At 56.4% G+C, this 21,023-nt stretch carries 19 protein-coding genes; 13 read left to right on the forward strand and 6 right to left on the reverse strand.

All coding sequences use genetic code 11. The features are described 5' to 3' along the window. Positions 1-57 precede the first annotated feature (57 nt). Complete coding sequence (locus tag GUC22_RS01820) at positions 58-2,187, reverse strand: intracellular growth attenuator family protein (protein ID WP_160183330.1); 2,130 nt, start codon at positions 2,185-2,187, stop codon at positions 58-60. A 331-nt stretch (positions 2,188-2,518) separates the two neighbouring features. Between GUC22_RS01820 and nudE the strand changes: the two genes are divergently transcribed. After that, positions 2,519-3,079 (forward strand): ADP compounds hydrolase NudE, encoded by a 561-nt coding sequence (gene nudE, locus GUC22_RS01825; protein WP_004854946.1) that lies wholly within the window; start codon positions 2,519-2,521, stop codon positions 3,077-3,079. A 43-nt stretch (positions 3,080-3,122) separates the two neighbouring features. On the opposite strand, the gene mrcA is transcribed toward nudE, so the two are convergent. Continuing rightward, complete coding sequence (gene mrcA, locus GUC22_RS01830; protein WP_116944334.1) at positions 3,123-5,681, reverse strand: peptidoglycan glycosyltransferase/peptidoglycan DD-transpeptidase MrcA; 2,559 nt, start codon at positions 5,679-5,681, stop codon at positions 3,123-3,125. Between the two features lie 117 nt (positions 5,682-5,798). On the opposite strand from mrcA, the gene GUC22_RS01835 reads away from it, so the two are divergent. From GUC22_RS01835 to trpS, 12 genes are all read left to right on the forward strand, one after another. Continuing rightward, positions 5,799-6,590, forward strand: coding sequence for a hypothetical protein (locus GUC22_RS01835; protein WP_024359833.1), 792 nt, complete (start codon positions 5,799-5,801; stop codon positions 6,588-6,590). Further along, the gene (locus GUC22_RS01840) at positions 6,587-7,120 is read left to right on the forward strand and encodes a PilN domain-containing protein (RefSeq protein ID WP_098362994.1); all 534 of its coding nucleotides are present in this window, start codon (positions 6,587-6,589) and stop codon (positions 7,118-7,120) included. Before GUC22_RS01835 ends, GUC22_RS01840 begins: the two co-directional genes overlap by 4 nt. Continuing rightward, positions 7,110-7,550 carry a hypothetical protein gene (locus GUC22_RS01845; protein ID WP_004132255.1) on the forward strand — a complete coding sequence of 147 codons (441 nt, stop codon included), beginning with the start codon at positions 7,110-7,112 and terminating at the stop codon, positions 7,548-7,550. The genes GUC22_RS01840 and GUC22_RS01845 overlap by 11 nt, the downstream gene beginning before the upstream one ends. Further along, positions 7,540-7,947 (forward strand): HofP DNA utilization family protein, encoded by a 408-nt coding sequence (locus GUC22_RS01850; protein WP_049286832.1) that lies wholly within the window; start codon positions 7,540-7,542, stop codon positions 7,945-7,947. Before GUC22_RS01845 ends, GUC22_RS01850 begins: the two co-directional genes overlap by 11 nt. Beyond that, on the forward strand, positions 7,856-9,097 hold the full coding sequence (gene hofQ / locus GUC22_RS01855) for a DNA uptake porin HofQ (RefSeq protein ID WP_049087555.1): 1,242 nt from the start codon (positions 7,856-7,858) through the stop codon (positions 9,095-9,097). Before GUC22_RS01850 ends, hofQ begins: the two co-directional genes overlap by 92 nt. A 268-nt stretch (positions 9,098-9,365) precedes the next feature. Next, on the forward strand, positions 9,366-9,887 hold the full coding sequence (aroK, locus tag GUC22_RS01860; RefSeq protein ID WP_004106441.1) for a shikimate kinase AroK: 522 nt from the start codon (positions 9,366-9,368) through the stop codon (positions 9,885-9,887). A gap of 54 nt (positions 9,888-9,941) precedes the next feature. After that, positions 9,942-11,036, forward strand: a complete 1,095-nt coding sequence (aroB, locus tag GUC22_RS01865; RefSeq protein ID WP_004132253.1) for a 3-dehydroquinate synthase — start codon at positions 9,942-9,944, stop codon at positions 11,034-11,036. A gap of 84 nt (positions 11,037-11,120) precedes the next feature. Next, entirely contained in the window at positions 11,121-12,440 is a 1,320-nt protein-coding gene (gene damX, locus GUC22_RS01870) for a cell division protein DamX (RefSeq protein ID WP_049087554.1), read from the forward strand. A gap of 78 nt (positions 12,441-12,518) precedes the next feature. Beyond that, entirely contained in the window at positions 12,519-13,346 is an 828-nt protein-coding gene (gene dam / locus GUC22_RS01875) for an adenine-specific DNA-methyltransferase (RefSeq protein WP_004132251.1), read from the forward strand. 17 nt (positions 13,347-13,363) lie between these two features. Beyond that, positions 13,364-14,041, forward strand: coding sequence for a ribulose-phosphate 3-epimerase (gene rpe, locus GUC22_RS01880; protein WP_004126039.1), 678 nt, complete (start codon positions 13,364-13,366; stop codon positions 14,039-14,041). Beyond that, positions 14,034-14,783, forward strand: coding sequence for a phosphoglycolate phosphatase (gene gph, locus GUC22_RS01885; RefSeq protein ID WP_004132250.1), 750 nt, complete (start codon positions 14,034-14,036; stop codon positions 14,781-14,783). The genes rpe and gph overlap by 8 nt, the downstream gene beginning before the upstream one ends. A gap of 3 nt (positions 14,784-14,786) precedes the next feature. Then, entirely contained in the window at positions 14,787-15,791 is a 1,005-nt protein-coding gene (gene trpS, locus GUC22_RS01890) for a tryptophan--tRNA ligase (protein WP_004132248.1), read from the forward strand. 89 nt (positions 15,792-15,880) lie between these two features. Here the strand turns inward: trpS and cysG are convergent, their stop codons facing one another. From cysG to nirB, 4 genes are all read right to left on the reverse strand, one after another. Then, entirely contained in the window at positions 15,881-17,254 is a 1,374-nt protein-coding gene (gene cysG / locus GUC22_RS01895) for a siroheme synthase CysG (protein ID WP_024359838.1), read from the reverse strand. A gap of 11 nt (positions 17,255-17,265) precedes the next feature. Further along, positions 17,266-18,075: a nitrite transporter NirC gene (nirC, locus tag GUC22_RS01900; RefSeq protein WP_004132246.1), complete on the reverse strand. Its 810-nt coding sequence runs from the start codon at positions 18,073-18,075 to the stop codon at positions 17,266-17,268. Positions 18,076-18,142: 67 nt separating this feature from the next. Beyond that, positions 18,143-18,469 (reverse strand): nitrite reductase small subunit NirD, encoded by a 327-nt coding sequence (gene nirD / locus GUC22_RS01905; protein ID WP_004132244.1) that lies wholly within the window; start codon positions 18,467-18,469, stop codon positions 18,143-18,145. After that, complete coding sequence (nirB, locus tag GUC22_RS01910; protein WP_064343280.1) at positions 18,466-21,009, reverse strand: NADPH-nitrite reductase large subunit; 2,544 nt, start codon at positions 21,007-21,009, stop codon at positions 18,466-18,468. The genes nirD and nirB overlap by 4 nt, the downstream gene beginning before the upstream one ends. Positions 21,010-21,023: the final 14 nt, after the last annotated feature.

The following is a 21,023-nucleotide window of genomic DNA, read 5'->3' on the forward strand; positions in this document are numbered from 1 at the left end:
GTCTCCAGCGAGGGGGAAAATTGCGCGACAGGTTATCACACCCCGTCGCGCAGAGAATTATTCTTGCGGGTCGGGTGAGGAAAGCAGAACCGGATTCAGGCAGCTTTCATAGTATTTCTGGATCTCTTCCTGTCGCTGGCGATGGCGCTGATAGCGACGAAAAGCCTGGATACCGTGATACGCCGAACAGCCCAGCATGGCCAGCAGCAGCAGCGTTGTGCCGAGGTAATGCCACAGACCGGAGCGGTCAGGAATACGATGCAGGTTGATATGCTGCGTGCCGTTGGCGTCGGTGTAAAGATTGGTGACGATGCCTTCTGCCTGGAACGGCGTGTGCATTAGCATACCCGCCAGACGCTGCAGTTCGCTCCATTGCTGGTGGGCAGGGAAGTCGTATAAGCCGGTGCCTGGCCACGGCTGGTTCACCAGGTCGCTGCCTTCATCGCTGGCAATCAGGAAACCGCCGGGCGCCGGGCTATTCAGCGCCTGCGCCGCGCGCGAGGTTTCACGGCTGATGAACGGCGCGGTGGAGGTGGTGACCAGGTTCTCCAGCGACTCCGCGCTTACCGGGCGTAACAGGACGTTGACGCCGTCCAGTTTGCCGGCGCTGGCGCGTTTGGTCAGGGCTTCCCAGTTGCGGGTGTTGCCGAGGTTAACCAGCGCATTCTTCAAACGAACGCAATCGTCTTTCGCTGAGCACAGGTCGTTGGTTTTTGTGACGATATCGCCAAAGTCATCCAGCAGCACCATGCCTGACTTTTGAATGGCGGAACGCAGCGCCGGGCTGACGCGCGAATCGTCATCGGATTCGGGATGGAGCTGGCGCTGGACGGTCTGCATCAGGGCGGTGGCCTTACTGACGATATCTGATTCCGGCAGCGGCAGGGGAGGGGCATCATTCCAGACGATTTGCGAACAATCGAACGGCATAAACGGCGAGTTTTCTTTTGCCGTCCAGGCGCCCGGCGAGTGGATGTTGCACATTCCTGTGCCTTTCAGGCGCAGCGTGTCGCCGATGCGAATCTTTGACTTCTCCAACTGGGCAACCGTCGTGGCTTCGATAGTTTGCGCGCCCTTGAGCCATGAAAGGGTGAATTTAAAAGGCATATTCAGCGGTACGCTGGCCCACAGCATCACGACGATCAGCAGCGCGCCGAGGGCGATAATCGCGCTGCGGAGCCAGTACTGAAGCGGGAAGTTTTTGACCTCATCATGCAGCGACAGGAAGCGCCCCTGGCGGACAACGTGGCGGCTGAGGTAGATATCGATATCCGTTTGCTGGCCGAGGTCCTGCGCAATCCATGGTTGCCAGTGGCGCGGGTAGATAAGGTCGATAATGCCGAGGGAAATATTATTGATATGTTCCTGGTTATTTTCGCCAAACAATCCCCAGCGTTTCGGCATGCCGCGCAGGCAGTGAATTTCCCGCAGCGATGTTTTGCGCGGGGGAGCGTAGATCCCCCATACGCCTGCCAGCAGCAGGAGTAACCCGCCGCCCAGCAGCCAGGGCGAAAAAACGTTCGGGGTTATCAGGCTGCAATAAAACAGCAGGAAAGCGGCAACCACCAGAATGGCTTCGCGCAGACTCTCAGGGCGGCTGAGCGCATGCTCTTCCGGTGTTTCCTGGCGGATGTTCAGCAGCTCAATTTGCTCGCTCTCTTCCCCGCGGATGGATGCCTGAGGCACCGCGGCTTTTTCAAGCGCAAACCCCCGAGATTCCTGCGGATAGTCGCTGAGCGTTTGCCCATTGAGAGCAATCACCAGCGGAAGGCTATCGGTGGAGATTAACTCGACGCTGTTTTCATCATTGATATGTTGCTCCCAGAAGGGAGGTAGATGAATTTCAACTGAATCAAGGAAGTAGCGCCACTTATTGAGGTCATCGGTGGTGATGCCGTAGCGCGTAATGGCGCGGGTGACGCTATAAACGGTGCCGCTCTGTTCGTTCAGCGTCAGGTTGACCGGCGCGGTGCTGGCGCCAGACGCCGGCAACTGCTGGTTGCGGCTGAGGCTTTCGAGGTATTTTTCAACGGCGCTGCGCTCTTCATCGGAAAGCTTGCGCGTCGCGGCATCGCTAAAGGCGTGCAGCAGCGGCAGGCGACGACGTCTTGTATGCGTGCGATACCACCAGCCGATAAGCAATGCGCAGATTAGCAGAGCTAACAAAAATATCAGAAAGGTGCCCATGCCCATCCCATCATAGTTATTCTTTTCTTACTGGTATCGTCGGTTGCCATGCATCAATGGAGGTAAAACAGCCGTCGAAATCGGCACTTATTACGTCAACGGGAGAAAATCTATTATGCAATGCAGCAGCATACAACCTTATCAAAAGCGTTAAAATCCAGGAATCAGTATATTCTCAAATACCGTTCAACCTATTGACTTTTTAGTCTTTGTGATACCTGTGGTCAAGACGAAAAAGTTGCAACTATGTAAATTAGTGGCGATTAGGATTGCCGAAACCGTGCTGCGTATCGCACAATGACCGCTGTAATCACAGCATAGACCGATGACAATGAGCAAATCATTACAAAAACCCACCATTCTCAATGTTGAAACAGTCGCGCGCTCGCGCCTTTTTAATGTTGAAAGCGTGGACCTTGAGTTCAGCAACGGCGTGCGCCGGGTGTATGAACGGATGCGGCCTTCTACCCGTGAAGCCGTGATGATTGTGCCGATTGTCGATGACCATATAATCCTGATTCGCGAATATGCAGTTGGTACGGAGTCCTATGAGCTGGGCTTTTCAAAAGGCCTGATCGATCCGGGCGAAAGCGTACTGGAAGCCGCCAACCGTGAGCTGAAAGAAGAGGTTGGGTTTGGCGCGCAAAAGCTGACGTTTTTGAAAAAGCTGAGCATGGCCCCGTCCTACTTCTCCAGCAAGATGAATATCCTGGTGGCGGAAGACCTTTATCCGGAGTCGTTGCCCGGCGATGAGCCCGAGCCGCTGCCGCAGGTGCGCTGGCCGCTGTCGCAGCTGATGACGCTGCTTGATGAAGAAGATTTCAACGAAGCGCGTAACGTTAGCGCGCTTTTCCTGCTGCGCGAATGGCTGCAGGCGCAAGGGCGGCTGTAGCGCCTCTCTCAGATAAAAAAAGCGCCCGCAGGCGCTTTTTTTGTCAGAACAGTTCGTGGGTCTCGCCCCCGCCATCGGTAATGGTGGTGCCGACTTCATGAACCGCCTGTTGGGTCGGCTGGGTGCCGTCAATAAAGTACTCGGCGCGGCTGTTACCGCCGCTGGCCAACTGGCCGGTGCTGCGATCGATGTTCACCGTAATAATACCCGGCGGCGGCGTTAGCGGCTCTTCCGGTACGCCTTCCAGCACCCTTTTCATAAAGTCATCCCAGGCCGGCTGGGCGCTTTTAGCGCCGCCTTCATAGCCGGATATCTGATCTTTGATTGCTCCGGAGGCGGTGGTGCGGCCCAGATCGCGGCGGTGGTCATCAAAGCCAATCCATACCGACGTTACGACGCCAGGACCATAGCCTGAGAACCACGCATCTTTTGAACTGTTGGTGGTCCCGGTTTTGCCGCCGATATCGTGACGCTGCAGGTCGCGGCCCGCCCGCCAGCCGGTACCCATCCAGCCCGGTTCGCCGAAGATGTTGGTGTTCAGGGCGCTTTTAATCAGGAACGCCAGCGGCGTGTTGATCACGTGCGGCGCGTACTCCGGAGCGCCACTTTGCGCCACCAGAGACTGGTTCGCCTGCGCAAGCTGCGGCTGTGGAGGAACGCCGGGGTTTTGCGGGTCCTGTGAGGTCGCGACGTCCTCAACATCTTTATTATCCAGTACATCAGACTTCGGCGTATCGCCGTAAATCACCGGAATATCGCACTGTGGGCAGGCAACTTTTGGCCGCTCTTCAAAAATGACGCCGCCCTGATCGTTCTCGATTTTGCTGATGAAATAAGGGCTCACCAGGAAACCGCCGTTAGCCATCACCGAATAACCGCGAGCAACCTGAAGCGGGGTGAAAGAGGCTGAACCCAGCGCCAGCGATTCGGTCCGAACGATGTTCTGTGCCGGGAAGCCAAAGCGCTGGAGATACTCAGCCGCGTAGTCCACGCCCATGGCCCGCATCGCGCGAACCATCACCACGTTCTTTGATTGACCCAGCCCCTGACGCAGGCGGATAGGGCCCGCATACTGCGGCGGTGAGTTTTTGGGGCGCCAGTCGGAGCCGGAGCCGGCATCCCAACGGGAAATTGGCACATCGTTGAGCATGCTCGCCAGCGTTAAGCCTTTATCCATTGCTGCAGTGTAGAGGAACGGCTTAATGTTAGAACCGACCTGGCGCAGCGCCTGTGTCGCACGGTTGAACTTGCTCTGGTTGAAATCGAAGCCGCCAACTAGCGCAATGATCGCCCCGTTTTGCGGGTTGATCGAGACCAGCGCTGAGTTGACATCCGGCACCTGCGACAACCACCAGCTGCTACCCACCTGACGTACCCAGACCTGTTGCCCGGTCTGCACCACATCGTTTACTTTACGCGGCGTGGCGCCCTGCTGGGTATCAGAAATAAACCGACGCGCCCAGCGGACGCCTTCCATATTCAGCGACACCGAGGTTCCATTGCTCATTAGCGCGACGGCTTCCTGCGGATTTGCCGACGTGATGACCGCCGGCGAGAGCGGTCCGGTATTCGGGTTTTTTTTCAGCGTATCGAGGATTTTCTGGTTATCCCACGGCGTTTCACCCACCTTCCACAGCACCTTGTCCGGGCCGCGATAGCCGTGGCGCATGTCGTAATCCAGCACGTTTTTACGCACGGCCTCCTGGGCCGACTGCTGATTTTTACGGGTAATGGTGGTGTAGACGCGATAACCGTCTTCATAAGCCTGCTCGCCGTAGCGGCTGACCATTTCCTGACGCACCATTTCGCTGAGATACGGGGAGGAGAAGGCGATTTCCGGCGTATGGTAGCTGGCGTCAATCGTCTGGCTACGCGCCTGATCGTACTGCGACTGCGTGATGTAGCCTTCGCTCAGCATCCGTGAGAGAACAACGTTGCGGCGGGCGGTTGCACGATCCATGGAGTAGAGCGGGTTAAACGTCGAAGGCGCTTTAGGCAGGCCCGCAATGACCGCCATCTCGCTCAGCGTCAACTGGTCGACGGATTTACCGAAATAGACCTGCGCGGCCGCGCCGACGCCGTAGGCGCGGTAGCCAAGATAGATTTTGTTCAGGTACAGCTCAAGGATTTCATCTTTATTGAGCAACTGCTCGATGCGGATCGCGAGGAAGGCTTCTTTTACCTTACGTATCAACGTCTTTTCAGGGCTCAGGAAGAAGTTGCGCGCCAGCTGTTGAGTAATCGTACTGGCCCCCTGAGAGGCGTGACCGGAGAACATCGCGACGCTGGCGGCGCGGAAAATCCCGACCGGGTCAACGCCATGATGCTCATAAAAACGGCTGTCTTCGGTGGCGATAAACGCTTTTATCAGCTCTGGCGGCATTTGCTGTAGCGTGACGGGAATACGGCGTTTCTCGCCATATTGCGCAATCAGCTCACCATCTGCGCTATAGACCTGCATCGGGATCTGCAGGCGCACATCCTTCAGGGTTGCGACGTCGGGGAGCTGGGGCTCTATATATTTATAGAGACCAAAAATCGAGCCTGCTCCCAGCAGTACGCAACATACTGCAAGGATAAAAAGATACTTTACGAACTTCACCGGAGATTTCTCATTTAGTTTTCATTGGGCAGTTTATAAACAAACGCGCAGTAGTATAAAGGCAAGCCTGGAGCATTGATATAGCGAAGCATATCGGCGGATAAGGAGATCGTAAGCATGGCGTTTAGAAACTGGCGCATAGGAATGCATATCCAGCAGGACCATATTGCTATTGTCGCGTTATTACATGAGCGCTCACGCTGGGCGCTACGCCGCTGGTGGAGTATCCCGCTCATGCCCGGTAGCGTGCGGCAGGGAATGGTGGTGGACGTTGAATCGCTGGCCCGCCAGCTGCAAAGCTGGCGGCGGGAGCTGCCTTTGCAGCATCAGGTCTGTATCGCCTTCCCGGCGGCGCGAACCCTGCAAAAGCAGCTCCCGCGCCCGCAGATTTCATTAAGAGAAAGCGAACAGGCGACCTGGATTGCCAGCGCGATGGCGCAGCAGCTGGAAATGCCCGCATCTTCGCTATGCGTTGATTATGCGCAAACCGGAGCGGTTGATGGCTGGCGGGTTACCGCCGCGCAACGGTTGGACGTTAACCTTCTGTGCCGCCTGGCAAGTCGACTCAAGCTGAGGGTGGTGGGGATTGTTCCGGATGCCAGCGCGCTTAGCGCCTTTCTCCCCTGGCAACCTGATGACGTTCAGGGGCTGGCCTGGCGTGACGAAGCGAGCTGGCTTTGGGCCACCGCCGATAGCTGGGGATGCTGTCCGTGCAGCGACGCTCCCTCTTTTCCAGACCTGGTATCCCGGGTGAATGGCGGTACGTTTCGCCTCTGCGCCTCCGCATCGCCCGACGGGCGGAATTTTGACGCCTGGAGCGCTATCCATCGCCTGCAGCCCCCGCTCCCGGCACGTGGCGATAGCTTTACCGTTGCCCTCGGCCTGGCGCTGGGAGCGCGTCAGTCATGAGCCATATAGTCAACTTCCTTCCCTGGCGCGAAACGCGTCGACGGCAACGTCTGCAGATGGCGGGTCTGCTGATTCTTGGTTTGCTGCTTATTCTGCTGGCGGCGCTCCTCACTTCACGGCTCAACCAGCGGGTCAGCCACTCGCTTGAAACCGCGAAGACTAGCGCTGAAGAGCAGCTGTATACCGCCTTTCAGCAGCGTGAGCGCGCCATGCGCCAACGGTTACAGCAGCAGGAACAACGACGCCTGCGCGCTCTGCGGCGGGAGAAAACCGCCGCGTGGCAGTCGAGGTTGCAGGCGATAGCGGCGCTTATGCCGGAACACGCCTGGTTAACCCAACTGGAATACCGCCAGAATACCCTGGTACTGAGCGGACTCACGTTGCATCTAAAGGGGCTGGCTGAGCTTGAAAAAGCGCTGGGGAGTGTTGCCGGCTTGCGTCCGCCAAAGGCGGGAGAAACGCACCGCGACGGTGAAGGGCGCTGGTTATTTCACTTTTCCATGGCCGGAGAGGACGACAATGCGGGTTGAGATTGAACGCTGGCTGACGGGGCGCAAAAGCCTGTTAACAATACCTGTCGTCCTGGTTCTCATTGCCGGAGTCTGGGGATGGCTACTGCAGCCCCCCCAACCAGACATTAACGCGGGCGGCACGCCGCGCATACAAGCACAGTGGCGCAAATTGTTGCCGCTGCGGGCTGCGCTACAAAACGTTGGTATTGATGAGCAACAAACCCAGGTTTTCTCTCCCATTGACCTCCCGGTGACGGGCGCTGCGCTTATGGACTGGCGGCCGATAGGGCGCGGTGGCGAGATGCAGCTGGCGGTTGACTGGCAAGCGGTACCGGCGCTTTTTTCCTGGCTGGCCCGCTGCGGGATGCGCGCCACGGCTTTCTCAATGCAGCCGGAAAATCAGGCTCTACGGCTGATCCTGCAACTGGAGGCGGAAGATGCGCCGTAAAGGCTGGTGTTTACTGCTGTTTCCTCTGCCGCTGCTGGCTGCGGAACGCGATCCCTTTCAGCCTCCGGTCGATAGTTGCCGGACTGCGCAGCTTAATCAATGGCGCTACGGTGGGGCGATAGGCGATCCGCGAGAGTTGATTGGCATCCTGCAGGATAGCGCCGGGAAATGGCGCCGCGTGAGGGATGCGGAGACGCTGCCTACAGGCTGGCGGGTGACGCTTCTGACATCTGAAAAAATGGCTATATCAACCGGCGCCGGGTGTGAACCCGCGCAGTGGGTCTGGCTGCGAAAGGGAATAAAGAATGATGCGATGGATAAGCCTGCTGTTTCTACTCCTGCCGATGATGGTCGACGCGGTAAAAAAGGATCTTCCCGTGTCGCTGGTCGTCGATGATGCGCCGGTGGCCCAGGTACTCCAGTCGTTGGCGGAGCTAAAGCAAAAAAATCTCGTGGTGGCGCCGGACGTCAGCGGAACGGTATCTCTCCAACTGAAGGAAGTGCCGTGGCAGCAGGCGCTGCGATCGGTTATCGATAGCGCCGGTCTGACCCTGACCCAACAAGGCTCGGTACTGTACGTGCATACTCTGGTCTGGCAAAAGGCGCAGCAGGCACAGCTTGAGGCGGAGAGAGCAAAGCGTCTACAGAATCTCCCTCTACAGGGGCATAGCATGAGCCTGCGTTATGCTGATGTAGAGGATCTGGCCAAAGCGGGCGAAAAACTGCTGAGCGCTCGCGGGCATCTGACGGTCGATAAACGAACCAACCGCCTGTTGATTCGCGATGACGCCCAACACCTCCCGGCGTTAATAGCATGGGTTCAGGAGATGGATGTGCCTGTCGGCCAGGTTGAGCTGGCGGCGCATATTGTCTCAATGAGCGAAACCAGCCTGCGTGAACTGGGCGTGAAGTGGAGCCTGGCGGACGCCAGCAGCCCACCAGGCTCCGGTAAACTGACGACCCTGAGCAGCAACCTGGCGGTAGGGGATGCCAGTACGAGGGCCGGGTTTAACATCGGCCGCATCGGTGGGCGGCTCCTGGAGCTGGAGCTTTCCGCACTTGAGCAGAAACAGAAGGTGGACATTATCGCCAGCCCCCGTCTGCTGGCTTCACATATGCAGCCCGCCAGCATTAAGCAGGGCAGCGAGATACCCTATCAGGTCTCCAGCGGCGAAAGCGGCGCGACCTCCGTTGAGTTTAAAGAGGCGGTGCTGGGGATGGAGGTGACGCCGACGGTGCTACATCACGATCGCGTGCGGTTAAAACTGAGGATCAGTGAAAATACGCCGGGCCAGGTGCTCAAACAGGAAAATGGCGAAGTGCTGGCTATCGATAAACAAGAAATAGAAACGCAGGTGGAGGTGAAAAGCGGAGAGACCCTGGCGTTAGGCGGTATCTTTGCGCAAAAAAATAAAACGTCTCGCGATGGTATTCCTCTACTTGGCGATATCCCCTGGCTTGGCCAGCTGTTTCGCCGTGACGGTAAGGATAACGAACGACGTGAACTGGTTGTCTTCATTACTCCACGTATTCTGGCAGTGCATTAAGCGGTTTTTCTTGCTAAACACGTTTCAGGTGTTTGACGTGAGGACGGATTTAGCATACAAGGGGTACCGATTTGAGAGTCGGGTACGACATCAATCCTCCCTTTCTTGTCCGGTGATTTATTCTGTTGCCAAACCAGCCGGAGTATTGAGATAATTTTTAGTCTGACTCTCGCTCTATTGCATATGAGGTTTCAGTTCATGTCCTGCTGCGCTGGGTGTCTGCGAAGCGGGTTTACCATTAACGAATAGTCTTAGTAGTACCGAAAAAATGGCAGAGAAACGCAATATCTTTCTGGTTGGGCCTATGGGTGCCGGCAAAAGCACTATTGGGCGCCAGTTAGCCCAACAGCTCAACATGGAATTTTACGATTCCGATCAAGAAATTGAGAAACGCACTGGCGCAGATGTGGGTTGGGTCTTTGATGTAGAAGGCGAAGACGGCTTCCGCGACCGTGAAGAAAAAATTATCAATGAGTTGACGGAAAAACAGGGAATCGTGCTGGCAACCGGCGGTGGCTCTGTAAAATCCCGTGAAACGCGTAACCGTCTCTCCGCCCGCGGCGTGGTGGTCTACCTGGAAACAACTATCGAAAAGCAGCTTGCCCGTACGCAGCGCGATAAAAAGCGTCCTTTGCTACAAGTTGATGCGCCGCCTCGCGAAGTACTGGAAGCGTTGGCGGATGAGCGTAATCCGCTGTACGAAGAGATTGCTGACGTCACTATCCGTACTGACGATCAAAGCGCGAAAGTGGTAGCAAACCAGATTATTCATATGCTGGAAAGCAACTGATTCTGGCTTAATAAAGTGCGTCAGAGTAAAAGCAACTGAGGTGGACGTCGCGTTATGGAGAGGCTTACTGTAACCCTCGGGGAACGTAGTTACCCGATTACCATCGCGGCTGGTTTGTTTAACGATCCAGCTTCCTTCCTGCCACTGAAATCAGGCGACCAGGTTATGCTGGTCACCAATGAGACGCTGGCGCCGCTTTATCTGGATACCGTACGCTCCGCACTTGAGCAAGCGGGAGTAAAAGTCGATAGCGTGATCCTTCCCGACGGCGAGCAGTTTAAAAGCCTGGCGGTGATGGATACCGTTTTTACCGCGCTATTGCAAAAACCACACGGCCGCGACACCACATTAGTGGCGCTCGGCGGTGGGGTAATTGGTGATTTAACGGGATTTGCAGCGGCCAGCTACCAGCGTGGCGTACGCTTTATTCAGGTTCCGACCACTCTGCTGTCGCAGGTGGATTCTTCGGTCGGCGGCAAAACGGCCGTCAACCATCCTCTCGGCAAAAACATGATTGGCGCCTTCTGGCAGCCGGTTTCTGTTGTTGTCGATCTCAACTGTCTCAAAACGCTGCCGAAGCGTGAGCTCTCTTCCGGCCTGGCTGAAGTGATCAAGTACGGCGTTATTCTTGACGGCGAATTCTTCGACTGGCTGGAAAATAACATTGATGCATTGATGGCGCTGGATGAAACCGCAATGGCGTACTGTATCCGTCGCTGTTGTGAGCTGAAAGCCGAAGTTGTCGCCGCCGACGAGCGCGAAACCGGGTTACGTGCTTTACTCAATCTTGGCCATACTTTTGGTCATGCTATCGAAGCTGAAATGGGCTACGGTAACTGGTTGCATGGTGAAGCGGTCGCGGCCGGTATGGTGATGGCGGCGCATGCGTCCGAGCGTTTGGGGCGCTTTGATCCGCAGGATACGCAGCGAATTATTCATCTGTTGCAGCGTGCTGGTTTGCCGGTATGCGGGCCGCAGGAGATGGCGGCAGAGGCGTATTTGCCCCACATGATGCGTGATAAAAAGGTGCTGGCAGGCGAGATGCGGCTGGTGCTACCCCTCGCGATAGGGAAGAGCGAGATACGCGGCGGAGTACCGCACGATGTTGTTCTTGGCGCGATTGCTGATACTCAGCAGGCGCAACAATAAGAAGGTCTGGCCGCGTTCGCGCGGCGTTATCATTTCGGGTGATGTGCAATAGTCGTGAGCATAAGCCTTTTAGTGGGGTGTTAAATGGATGAATTAAAACCAGAAGACGATATGAAAGCCGATCGCAGCGATCGTCGTACTGGTCGTTCTCGTCAGTCTTCAGAGCGTGATGCCGATCCGCAAATCAATTTTGATGATGTCGATCTTGATGATGCTGACGATGGTCGCCCGACACGCGGCAGCAAAGCACGCCGTGAGCGCGACGAAGAACAGTATGAAGAGTACGAAGAAGAGGTAGAGTCTGACGAGGGCGATGACGAAGAGCGTCAGGTTGAGCGTCGTCCTCGCAAGCGTAAGAAGGCGCCTGCGAAACCCGCCTCTCGTCAGTACATCATGATGGGGGTGGGGATCCTCGTTCTGCTGCTGCTGATTGTTGGCGTGGGTTCCGCGCTGAAATCACCATCCTCATCCAACGAGCAAACGGCTTCCGGTGAGAAGAGCATCAACCTCTCCGGCGAGCAGGACAATAATAATACTCAGCCTGCTGCTCAGGATTCATCAGCGGCTAGCAGCTCGCAGCCGCAGGATGTTTCTCTGCCGCCTATCGCCTCTAACCCGACTCAAGGTCAGGCTACGGCTGAACCGCAAGGGCAGCAGCGCGTTGAGGTTCAGGGCGATCTGAACAATGCGCTGACCCAGCAGCAGGGTCAGATTGATAGCGCGGTAGCGAACTCTACTCTGCCAACTGAGCCTGCTACCGTTGCGCCAGTGCGCAATGGCGCCACTGCCCCGCGTCAGGCGACGACAGAGCGTCAGACGGCGGCGACACCGCGCCCGGCTGAGCGTAAGCATACGGTTATCGAACCGAAACCGCAGGCCACGGCGAAAGCGCCGACCCAGCCGAAACCGGCTCCGGTCCAGCCTAAGCGTACAGAAAGCGTCGCGACTACGGCTCCGGCAAAAGCTCAGCCGACCACTAATTCTACCGCTACTGCACAGGCTAAACCGGCTGCGACTACCGCTCCTGCGGCAACGGCCGCAACTGCATCTACTGCTCCGACTGCGACTGCGACTGCAACTGCCGCTCCGGCAGCAACGGCTGCTGCGGGTAAAAGTGCCGGCGACGTCAGCTCGATGAAGTCTGCGCCGTCCGGTCACTACACGCTGCAGCTCAGCAGCTCTTCTAACTACAACAACCTCAACAGTTGGGCGAAGAAAGAGAAGCTGGAAAAATATGTTGTCTATGAGACTACGCGTAACGGTCAGCCCTGGTATGTTCTGGTGAGCGGCATTTACGCTTCGAAAGATGAAGCGAAACGTGCTGTTGCTACGCTGCCAGCAGATGTACAGGCGAAAAACCCGTGGGCAAAACCGCTGCATCAGGTTCAGTCTGACCTGAAATAATGCCGCAGAGTAGTCTGAAGCGCAGGATGCTGTCGGAGCTTTCTCCGCAGCCGGAGAATGTGTAATTAGTTAGGCAGCATGAAAAAGAATCGCGCTTTTCTGAAATGGGCAGGGGGTAAATACCCCCTGCTTGACGATATTAAAAAGCATTTGCCGCAGGGCGACTGCTTGATTGAGCCTTTTGTGGGCGCCGGGTCGGTATTTCTTAATACCGACTTTTCTCGTTATATCCTCGCTGATATCAATAGTGATTTGATCAGTCTGTATAACATCGTCAAGCTGCGTACCGATGACTATGTTGCGGCGGCGCGTGAGATGTTTACACCAGAGAACAACGTCGCAGAGCAGTATTATCGGTTCCGGGATGAGTTCAACCAGAGCCAGGAGCCGCTGCGTCGCGCGGTGTTGTTCCTGTATTTGAACCGTCATGGCTACAATGGCCTGTGTCGCTACAATCTGCGCGGTGAGTTTAACGTGCCGTTTGGTCGCTATAAAAAGCCCTATTTTCCCGAAGCTGAGCTGTATCATTTTGCGGAGAAGGCGCAGCATGCAGAGTTTCATTGTGAATCTTATGAAGAGTGCATGAAGCGGGCAGATAACCGCTCCGTTGTTTACTGCGATCCGCCCTATGCGCCGCTGTCGTCTACGGCGAATTTTACGGCTTATCATACGAATAGCTTTAGCCAGGAGCAGCAGGAGCTGCTGGCTAAAAAAGCGGAATCGCTGATGAAAAAGCGTATTCCTGTGCTTATTTCAAACCATCGCACGCCGCTCACTCAGGAGTGGTACAAAAACGCCGCTGAGACGCATATTGTGAAGGTTCGACGCAGCATCAGCAGCAACGGTGGTACACGTAAGAAGGTGGACGAGCTTCTGGCTCTGTACCGTCCGCCCAAGACCAAATAAATTTCAAGGAGATGCGGATGAAGCAGTATTTGATTGCCCCTTCGATTCTGTCGGCTGATTTTGCCCGTCTGGGCGAGGATACCGCCAATGCGTTGGCTGCGGGTGCCGATGTTGTGCACTTTGACGTGATGGACAACCACTACGTGCCGAATCTGACCATTGGTCCGATGGTGCTGAAATCACTGCGAAATTACGGTATCACCGCGCCGATTGATGTGCATTTGATGGTCAAGCCGGTTGACCGCATCGTCCCTGATTTTGCCGCCGCGGGCGCCAGCATCATTACTTTCCATCCGGAAGCTTCCGAACACGTTGACCGCACGCTGCAGCTTATCAAAGAGCACGGCTGTAAAGCCGGTCTGGTGTTTAACCCGGCCACCTCCCTGAGCTACCTCGACTACGTGATGGATAAGCTGGATGTCATCCTGCTGATGTCCGTCAACCCGGGCTTTGGCGGTCAGTCTTTTATTCCACACACTCTGGAAAAACTGCGTGAAGTTCGTCGTCGCATTGACGAATCCGGCTACGACATCCGTCTGGAAGTCGATGGCGGCGTAAAAGTCAGCAATATCGCTGAGATTGCCGCAGCCGGTGCGGATATGTTTGTTGCCGGATCGGCCATTTTCGATCAGCCGGACTATAAAAAAGTGGTCGATCAAATGCGTAGCGAATTAGCAAAGGTTAGCCATGGATAAGTTACAAAACATTCGCGGCGTGGCGTTCGATCTCGACGGGACGCTGGTCGATAGCGCGCCGGGCTTGACCGCAGCCGTTGATAACGCCCTGTATGCGCTGGAGCTCCCGATGGCGGGAGAAGAGCGAGTCGTGACCTGGATTGGCAACGGCGCGGACGTCTTGATCCAGCGAGCCCTGACCTGGGCTCGTCAGGAGCGCGCGGCGTTAAGAGCCTCTCAGGGCAAACCTTCCGTCGATCATGACGATATTCCGCAGGCTGAACAGCAGACCATTTTGCGCAAACTGTTCGATCGCTACTATGGTGAAGTGGCGGAAGAGGGGAGCTTTTTATTTCCAGCCGTTGCCGATACGCTGGGCGCGCTGCACGCAAAAGGCCTGCCGCTGGCGCTGGTGACCAATAAACCGACGCCGTTTGTCGCGCCGATTCTGGCGTCGCTGGATATCGCCAAATATTTTACCGTTGTTATCGGCGGCGATGATGTAAAAAACAAAAAACCGCATCCGGAACCGCTGCTTATGGTTGCGGAGAAACTGGGGCTGGCGCCCGCGGAGCTGCTGTTCGTTGGCGACTCGCGCAATGATATTCAGGCCGCGAAGGCCGCGGGCTGCCGCTCAATCGGTCTGACCTACGGCTACAACTACGGCGAGCCGATTTCGCAGAGCGAGCCGGATTATATCTTTGACCAATTTAATGAACTCTTGCCCGCTTTCGGGCTACCGTACAGTGAAACTCAGGAATAAAAAATGACTAAGCCCATCGTTTTTAGTGGCGCACAGCCCTCAGGTGAATTGACCATTGGCAACTACATGGGTGCGCTGCGTCAGTGGGTAAACATGCAGGACGATTACCACTGCATTTACTGCATCGTTGACCAGCACGCGATTACCGTCCGTCAGGACCCGCAGCAGCTGCGTAAGGCCACGCTGGACACGCTGGCGCTGTATCTGGCGTGTGGTATCGACCCGCAAAAAAGCACCATCTTCGTTCAGTCCCACGTGCCGGAGCACGCGCAGCTCGGCTGGGCGCTGAACTGCTACACCTATTTCGGCGAACTGAGCCGTATGACCCAGTTTAAAGACAAGTCATCGCGCTATGCGGAAAACATTAACGCCGGTCTGTTTGACTATCCGGTGCTGATGGCTGCCGACATCCTGCTGTATCAGACTAACCAGGTCCCGGTCGGCGAAGATCAGAAACAACATCTGGAGCTGAGCCGCGATATCGCCCAGCGTTTTAACGCGATCTATGGCGATGTGTTTAAAGTCCCTGAGCCGTTTATTCCAAAATCCGGCGCGCGCGTGATGTCGCTGCTGGAGCCGACCAAAAAGATGTCCAAGTCAGATGATAACCGCAACAACGTTATCGGCCTGCTGGAAGACCCGAAATCGGTGGTGAAGAAGATCAAACGCGCGGTCACTGACTCCGACGAGCCGCCGGTTGTTCGCTACGACATTCAGAATAAAGCGGGTGTCTCCAACCTGCTGGACATCCTCTCTGCCGTTACCGGTCAGAGTATTCCAGAGCTGGAGCAGCATTTTGAAGGCAAAATGTACGGTCACCTGAAGGGCGAAGTGGCGGAAGCCGTTTCCGGCATGCTGACCGAACTGCAGGAGCGCTATCACCGATTCCGCGGTGATGAAGCCTTCCTGAATCAGGTCATGAAAGAGGGCGCGGAGAAAGCCAGCGCTCGCGCTTCTGTTACCCTGAAAGCGGTCTATGAAGCGATTGGTTTCGTCGCTAAGCCCTGAGTAATCTGCTGGCCGCAGCGCAATAAAAAGCCGGGTGCAATGCATCCGGCTTTTTTATATGTGAGCCGTTTTGAGCTCAATCTTCGCCATTAATGGTTTGAGAACCAGTTCAGCTTGTCGCGCAGGCCAACCACGCGGCCGACAATGATCAACGCCGGGCTGGCCATTTGCTTCGCCAGAATATCCAGCTGCTCTAAGGTTCCGGTGACAACCTTCTGAGTGATTGCCGTTCCGTTTTCAACGATGGCGGCGGGCATATCCGCCGCCATGCCGTGGGCAATCAGTTTTTCCCGGATCGCCGGGGCCTGGTTCAGGCCCATATAGAACACCAGGGTTTGCTTTTCTACCGCCAGGTTTTCCCAGTCCAGCTCGCCGCCGGTCTTGAGGTGGCCGGTGACCAGACGCACGCCCTGGGCGAAATCCCGATGGGTCAGCGGGATGCCCGAGTAGGCCGAACAGCCGGAGGCCGCGGTAATCCCCGGTACGACGGAGAATGGAATACCGGCATGGCACAAGGTTTCCAGCTCTTCGCCGCCGCGGCCAAAGATAAACGGATCGCCGCCCTTCAGGCGTACAACGCGTTTTCCACCCTGGGCTTCGCGCAGCAGAATCTGGTTGATCTCCTCCTGCGGTACGCAGTGGTAGCCCGAGCGTTTACCCACGAAGACCCGATCGGCATCGCGGCGCACCAGATTCATAATGTCGTCGGAAACCAGGCGGTCATAAACCACGACATCGGCCTGCTGTATTTGCTGCAGGCCTTTGAGGGTCAGCAGTCCGGCATCGCCGGGGCCGGCGCCTACCAGCACTACTTCGCCGCGATGATCCAGCGGCTCGGTCAGCAGCTGCTCCGTCGCGTCCGCGACGGCCTGGCGGTCCTCATTGGCCAGCGACTGCGCCAGCCTGTCGTTAACAAACAGTTTCTCCCAAAAGCGGCGGCGTTCGCCAACGGTGGCAAACTGTTTCTTCACCCGGGAGCGCAGCTGACCTGCGTAGTGGGCTAATTGACCTAAATGTAGCGGCAGAACCGACTCCAGCTTTTCACGCAGCAGGCGCGCCAGCACCGGCGAGGTGCCGCCAGAAGAGACGGCAACCATCAGCGGCGAGCGGTCGATAATCGACGGCATAATAAAGCTGGCTTGCTGAGGAGCGTCGACCACGTTGCAAAATATTCGCCTTTCTTCCGCGGATTTGCTGACCTGCTGATTAACCGCTTCGTTGTCGGTGGCAGCAATCGCCAGCCAGCAGTTATCCAGCAGCACAGGATTAAACTCACCTTGTACCAAAGTCAGCATGTTCGAATCGGCCCAGACCTGGAACTGCGGTACGAAATCCAGGGCATTGACCGTTAATCTGGCTCCCGCATCCAGTAACAGGCGAGCTTTACGCTCAGCCACATCGCCACCGCCGACTAACAGGCAGTCGCGATCGCGTAGTTGGCAAAATATAGGCAAATGGTCCACGACATTACCTCTTAATTATTGGCAGCAGCCTCTGATTGTTTGATTTTTTCCGGAGCAGGGCGCTCCGATTGCGGCGTAGCATACCAATAACCCAACCCCATAAATACGACACCGGACAAAGTATTGCCGAGTGTTACCCATAACAGATTGTGACCGATACCCGCAAGGGTATAGGCATCGCTGTGATGGCCGAACCAGGAGAGGGCAAACAGCGTCATGTTGGCGACCGAGTGTTCGTAACCGGAGGCGATAAACGCCAGCAGACACCACCAGATAGCGATAAATTTTGCCGCGCCCTCGGTGCGGATTGCCATCCAGATTGCCAGACACACCAGCCAGTTACACAGCGCGCCTTTGAAAAAGAGCGCCATCGCCGACTGGCTGGTTTTTGCCAACGCGACGGTATGGACGAGGCTGGTATCGACCGGCAGCAGGCCGCCGCCGCCCCAGCTATACAGCAGCGCCACGAAAACAGAACCTAAAAGGTTACCTACCCAGGTTTGCGGCAAAATCGCCCACATTTGGCCCTGGCTGATGGTGCCCGCTTTTACGCCCAGGGTCAGGAACATCGTATGGCCGGTAAATAGTTCAGAACCGGCGATAATCACCAGGGTTAACGCAATGCCAAAGGTTGCTCCCATCACCAGCGGGCGAACGGAAGGGTCGAGTAGATTGCCGAGGGTGAAAATAAGGATGATGCCAAGGCCAACATAGGCCCCCGCCATCATCGAACTTACCCAGAAGCTCAGCGGATTGTTTGCCGAGAGGCGTGCGATGCGCGCAGCGTTAGCCGCGCACTTGTTGATAGTGTCCGTAAACATAGGTTTCCTTGAGAGATAAAGATAAAAAATGCAAAAAAAAGGAGGCATTGCGCCTCCCATAAATTGATTAACCGCGTAGCTGCACGACGCCGTCTTTCACTCTGGCCTCATAGTGCGCCACCGAATGGCTTTCATCTTCCATACACAGGCCGTCGCGCAGGCGGAAGCGCTGCTTTTTCAGCGGACTGGCAACCCACAGCTCGCCCTGATGCTCGGCGATCAGGCCGCGAGACAGGACGCTGGACTCAAAGAACGGGTCGATATTGCTAATCGCAAACACCTGGTCGCCGTGATACGGGCGGAAAATCGCCACTTGTTTATCGCCTAACAGCGCGCAGACGCCGGTTTCCGGCAGGATGTCATCGATTTTACAGATGTTTTTCCACTGGCTCATGCGTTTTCCTCCACCAGAGTTACCGGGATACGTTCGTCGGGCGCGGCCGGGCGATGCTGTTCACGCTCAGGGACCACCTGGACGTTCGGGTCGCGCTTATCGCTGTTGATGAAGTGTTTAAAGCGAACCTGGGCCGCTGGGGTGTTGACGGTTTCCGTCCACTCGCAGACTACCGCTTCACGCAGGCGGGCCATCTCTTCTTCCAGATGCGCGTTCAGGCCCAGCTTGTCATCAATGATGACCGACTTCAGGTAATCGATGCCGCCTTCCAGGTTATCCAGCCACGGCGCGGTACGGGTCAGTTTGTCGGCGGTGCGGATGTAGAACATCATGAAGCGGTCGAGGTATTGCATCAGCGTTTCGCGGTCAAGATCCGCCGCCAGCAGATCCGCGTGGCGTGGCTTCATGCCGCCGTTGCCGCAGACGTAAAGGTTCCAGCCTTTCTCCGTGGCGATGATGCCGACGTCTTTACCCTGGGCTTCCGCACATTCGCGGGTACAGCCGGAGACGCCAAACTTCATTTTGTGCGGCGTACGAATGCCTTTGTAGCGGTTTTCCAGCTCGACGCCGAAGCCGACGCTGTCGCCTACCCCGTAGCGGCACCAGGTGCTGCCGACGCAGGTTTTCGCCATCCGCAGCGCTTTGGCGTAGGCATGACCGGTTTCGAATCCGGCTTCGATCAGCTGACGCCAGATTTCCGGCAGGTCGTCTTTTTGCGCGCCGAACAGGCCAATACGCTGAGAGCCGGTGATCTTGGTGTACAGATTAAATTCACGGGCGATGCGGCCCACCGCCACCAGGCCTTCCGGGGTGATTTCGCCGCCCGCAGAGCGCGGGATAACGGAGTAGGTGCCGTCTTTCTGAATATTCGCCAGGAAGTTGTCGTTAGTATCCTGCAGCGGGGTGTGCTGCGGCTTGAGGATATATTCGTTCCAGCAGGAAGCCAGCAGGGAACCAACGGTCGGTTTACACACTTCGCAGCCGTAGCCTTTACCGTGTTTCGCCAGCAGCTCTTCGAAGGTTTTGATGCCTTCCACACGGATGAGGTGGAACAGTTCCTGGCGGGAGTACGCGAAGTGCTCGCACAGGTTATTGTTGACTTCTATGCCCTGTTTCGCCAGTTCGGCGTTGAGCACCTGAGTTACTAGCGGGATGCAGCCGCCGCAGCCGGTACCGGCTTTGGTTTCCGCCTTCAGCGCCGCCACCGTGTGGCAGCCTTTATTAATGGCGGCAATCAGTGCGCCTTTGGTGACATCGAAGCAGGAACAAATTTGCGCGCTGTCCGGCAGCTTATCCACGCCGATGGACGGCTTACCGCTGCCCGCGTGCGCCGGCAGGATCAGCGAGTCCGGGTTTTCCGGCAGTTCGATGGCATTCAGCACCAGCTGCAGCAGGTTGCCGTAATCGCTGGTATCGCCCACCAGCACCGCCCCGAGCAGGGTCTTGTTGTCAGGGCTGACGATAAGGCGTTTGTAGACCTCTTTGCTTTCGTCGAGATAAACATAGCTGCGCGCGCCCGGCGTACGGCCGTGGGCGTCGCCAATCCCACCGACATCAACGCCCAGCAGCTTCAGCTTGGCGCTGAGATCCGCGCCTTCAAAGGCGTTTTCGGTCTGGAGGATATGGTCAACGGTAACCTGGGCCATTTTGTAGCCTGGCGCGACCAGGCCAAAAACGCGGTTGTTCCAGCTGGCGCATTCACCGATGGCGTAGATATCCGGGTCAGAGGTCTGGCAGGCGTCGTTGATCACAATACCGCCGCGGGGAGCGACTTCCAGACCGCACTGGGTGGCCAGCTTATCGCGCGGGCGGATACCGGTAGAGAAGACGATAAAGTCGACTTCCAGCTCGCTGCCGTCGGCAAAACGCATGGTTTTACGCGCTTGCGTCCCTTCCTGAACGATCTCTTTGGTGTTTTTGCTAGTGTGAACGCGTACGCCCATGCTTTCGATTTTACGGCGCAGCTGTTCGCCGCCCATCTGATCCAGCTGTTCAGCCATCAGCATGGGAGCGAATTCAATCACGTGGGTCTCAACGCCGAGGTTTTTCAGCGCGCCCGCGGCTTCCAGCCCTAGCAGACCGCCGCCGACGACCGCGCCGCGTTTGCTGCGACGGGCACAGGCTTCAATAGCGTTAAGGTCTTCAATGGTGCGATAAACAAAGCAGTCCTGAGTTTCAGAACCTTTAATCGGCGGGATCCACGGATAGGAGCCGGTCGCCATAATCAGCTTGTCATAGAATACGGTACGGCCCGCGCTGGAGTGGATAACCTTCTCCTGGCGGTTGATGGTGATGGCGCGTTCGCCGACCAGCACCTTAACGCCGTGCTTCTCGTAGAAACCTTCCCGTACCAAAGAGAGCTCTTCGGCGGTATGGTGAGAGAAGTAAGAGGAGAGGTGCACGCGGTCGTAGGCGATACGGGGTTCTTCACAGAACACGGTAATATCGAATAGGTTGGCGTCGGATTTATCAAGAAGGTCCTCAATAAAGCGGTGGCCGACCATACCATTACCAATGATAGCGAGTCTGACTTTGCTCATTTTTGCCTCGATTT

It is taken from the genome of Klebsiella sp. MPUS7, assembly GCF_009905335.1.
Taxonomy (GTDB): Bacteria; Pseudomonadota; Gammaproteobacteria; order Enterobacterales; family Enterobacteriaceae; genus Klebsiella; species Klebsiella grimontii.

Coding starts and splice junctions, on each gene's coding strand:
- GUC22_RS01820 (WP_160183330.1), bottom strand. CDS start 2,187: ATGGGCACCTTTCTGATATTTTTGTTAGCTCTGCTAATCTGCGCATTG.
- nudE (WP_004854946.1), top strand. CDS start 2,519: ATGAGCAAATCATTACAAAAACCCACCATTCTCAATGTTGAAACAGTC.
- GUC22_RS01835 (WP_024359833.1), top strand. CDS start 5,799: ATGGCGTTTAGAAACTGGCGCATAGGAATGCATATCCAGCAGGACCAT.
- GUC22_RS01840 (WP_098362994.1), top strand. CDS start 6,587: ATGAGCCATATAGTCAACTTCCTTCCCTGGCGCGAAACGCGTCGACGG.
- GUC22_RS01845 (WP_004132255.1), top strand. CDS start 7,110: ATGCGGGTTGAGATTGAACGCTGGCTGACGGGGCGCAAAAGCCTGTTA.
- GUC22_RS01850 (WP_049286832.1), top strand. CDS start 7,540: ATGCGCCGTAAAGGCTGGTGTTTACTGCTGTTTCCTCTGCCGCTGCTG.
- hofQ (WP_049087555.1), top strand. CDS start 7,856: ATGATGCGATGGATAAGCCTGCTGTTTCTACTCCTGCCGATGATGGTC.
- aroK (WP_004106441.1), top strand. CDS start 9,366: ATGGCAGAGAAACGCAATATCTTTCTGGTTGGGCCTATGGGTGCCGGC.
- aroB (WP_004132253.1), top strand. CDS start 9,942: ATGGAGAGGCTTACTGTAACCCTCGGGGAACGTAGTTACCCGATTACC.
- damX (WP_049087554.1), top strand. CDS start 11,121: ATGGATGAATTAAAACCAGAAGACGATATGAAAGCCGATCGCAGCGAT.
- dam (WP_004132251.1), top strand. CDS start 12,519: ATGAAAAAGAATCGCGCTTTTCTGAAATGGGCAGGGGGTAAATACCCC.
- rpe (WP_004126039.1), top strand. CDS start 13,364: ATGAAGCAGTATTTGATTGCCCCTTCGATTCTGTCGGCTGATTTTGCC.
- gph (WP_004132250.1), top strand. CDS start 14,034: ATGGATAAGTTACAAAACATTCGCGGCGTGGCGTTCGATCTCGACGGG.
- trpS (WP_004132248.1), top strand. CDS start 14,787: ATGACTAAGCCCATCGTTTTTAGTGGCGCACAGCCCTCAGGTGAATTG.
- nirC (WP_004132246.1), bottom strand. CDS start 18,075: ATGTTTACGGACACTATCAACAAGTGCGCGGCTAACGCTGCGCGCATC.
- nirD (WP_004132244.1), bottom strand. CDS start 18,469: ATGAGCCAGTGGAAAAACATCTGTAAAATCGATGACATCCTGCCGGAA.
- nirB (WP_064343280.1), bottom strand. CDS start 21,009: ATGAGCAAAGTCAGACTCGCTATCATTGGTAATGGTATGGTCGGCCAC.